At 59.4% G+C, this 2237-nt stretch carries 2 protein-coding genes; both read left to right on the top strand.

Annotated elements, in window-relative coordinates:
• The first annotated feature begins 253 nt into the window (after positions 1–253).
• Complete coding sequence (locus tag PG900_RS22940; protein ID WP_270832374.1) at positions 254–526, top strand: CopG family transcriptional regulator; 273 nt, start codon at positions 254–256, stop codon at positions 524–526.
• A gap of 1000 nt (positions 527–1526) precedes the next feature.
• Complete coding sequence (locus tag PG900_RS22935) at positions 1527–1817, top strand: hypothetical protein (RefSeq protein WP_270832372.1); 291 nt, start codon at positions 1527–1529, stop codon at positions 1815–1817.
• The last annotated feature ends 420 nt before the right edge of the window (positions 1818–2237 follow it).

Below are 2237 nucleotides of genomic sequence, written 5' to 3'. Positions count from 1 at the left end.
TATAACTGCGAAATCCTCGACCCCAGGCAGACAAAAGGACAGGTGGATCTGAGCGGAGCGAAGACCACTGCCCTTGTCTGCCTGGCTGTGGGATTCCTCGAATAGTCGACTAGGTAATACCGACTATTCGCACTCCATGCGCTGCATGGCCACTCCCTGTAGCCTTAGTGCTGTCTGCCCTCCAGCTTGTTTTAAGTAGCTCTTGCTTTAGTCCTACCTAATAGCTACATTAGTCCTACTTAAGGGGGGGTTCATGAAGCGAAATCTAAGCAAGGTGTCGGTCACACTTCCGCCCGATCTGGTCGAGTCCCTTGATCAGATCGCTTCTCGCCTGGGCGTGTCTCGCTCGGCGTTGATCAGCGACTTCCTTTCCGAGGCTGTGGGGACATTGCGCCCCCTTCTCGACACCATCCCTCTCTCCCCTACCGAGGCCGACAAGCTCCGCTTTCGGGGGGAGTCTGAGGAGGTCATCAAGCAACGTCTTGAGTCACTCAAGGGGATGATCGATGACCTCCTCACCCACTAGCTTCTGCGACTGGCTAGACGTCACTTATGCGCCTCATGACTGCCCTTATCCTGAGCTGAACCTTCTTCTTCTCGGGGCGGGTTTTGAGGTTGCTCGGGATACCGGCGGGTGCATTGTCTACCTGCCTCCTAAGGCGCACGGCAGGGGTGTGGCAAAGGTCACTCACGCAGCCCGATTCGCAAAGGTTTCTCTGTCTGGCGGCATATGCTCAGCTCTCCGCTCGTTGGGCCTTTGGGAGGAGGCGCTTTTCGTCCTGGGCACATCTCCGCACAAGGTCACTCGCCTGGATGCTGCGGTGGATTTCCCTATCGACGCAGCAGATGTGCTCGATGGTCTTCGGGCGCGTTATCCAGACGGGAGAGTCAATCTCGGGCGCAAGGCACTCCCTGTCACTGTGATGCTGTCCATTCGCTCCGATGGGCGTGAGTCAGGCACCTACTACGTTGGCCACCGTACGGCTGCTCGTCAGACTCTCCGCGTCTACGACAAGGCGCTGGAAGTACTGGCTAAGCGTGGTGAGGTTATCCCTGCCACTACGCGGGTTGAGGTCACCGCTCGTAAGGACTCTGGTGCTACCCTACGGGATGCCGCAATGCCTTCGTCTCTCTTCTGGCACATCGCATCGCCGGCCGTGTTCAAGCAGCCTGAGGGCGTCCCCATGTGGGTACCGGATACCGAGGCAGGTTTCACTGCCGTCAAACGCTCTTTCGAGCCAGCAGAGATACTTCGCCGTCGTGTCGAGTCGTCCCCTGAGCTTGAGGCTTTCCTCGCTGTGGCTGACGCCATGGGGCCTTCTGGGCGCGCCTACCTGGCAAACCTGCTGTCGCGGCGTGTGGCTAGCGCTGAGGTGGCTGAGGTGGCTGAGGTTGCCTAGTGCTGCCACGGATTCTCGTGACGTAACGGAAATTGGTTCCTCTGTTACGTAACGGAAAATCGCTAGCCCAGTGAGTTCGTACCTCACCAGGCTAGCTAACCACAACGATCTGATTCGGAGATCACCATGGCTAAGCCATATCCTATCGTGCTCATGTCCGTTCTGGACGAAATGTCTTCCCTGAACTCCTCGCTGATGGCGTACCAATACGCTGTAGAGGCCATCCTGCGCCGCATCGCTATCGATGGCGCTCCCTATGCTTCGGATACGTTGGTGGCGGGCCTGGACAATGTTTTCCGGCCTATCCTGGAAGGGTTCCAGTCCATCGAAAGTCAGGTCAGTGCTTTCTGTGAGATGGGTGTCGTGGGCATCTGCACGCTTGACCCGGATAGCGCTCCACAGGCAGGCGCTGATTAACCGTTACGCGTTACGGTAACTCCCCTCCTGGGGGAGAGAGGGGCCCCCGCCGCGCGGGGAGTATCTCTCCCCCAGGAGGGCCCTTCTCGTGGCCTACAACGCTTACCACGCTACAACGGCTACCACGGCTACCACAGCCCCGCAGATGATGCCCGCAGGGCATGATAGGCGCCCCTACGGCCATCTCTGTCCCCTCCATGGTTACTGCGCCGACACCCGCGCAGCGGCCCGCCCCTCTGGCAAGCACATTGCCCATTCGGTCTGGACGGCGGCTAGTGGCACGCCCGCGTGCGGCTCGGCCTCAGGCGCTCCGGGGTGCCCACGCGCCTGTTAACCCTCTGGGTATAACTGCGAAATCCTCGACCCCAGGCAGACAAAAGGACAGGTGGATCTGAGCGGAGCGAAGACCACTGCCCTTGT

Source organism: Aeromonas sp. QDB03 (genome assembly GCF_027707985.1).
Classification (GTDB): Bacteria; Pseudomonadota; Gammaproteobacteria; order Enterobacterales; family Aeromonadaceae; genus Aeromonas; species Aeromonas hydrophila.
This window is presented reverse-complemented; position numbering and strand designations above follow the sequence as displayed.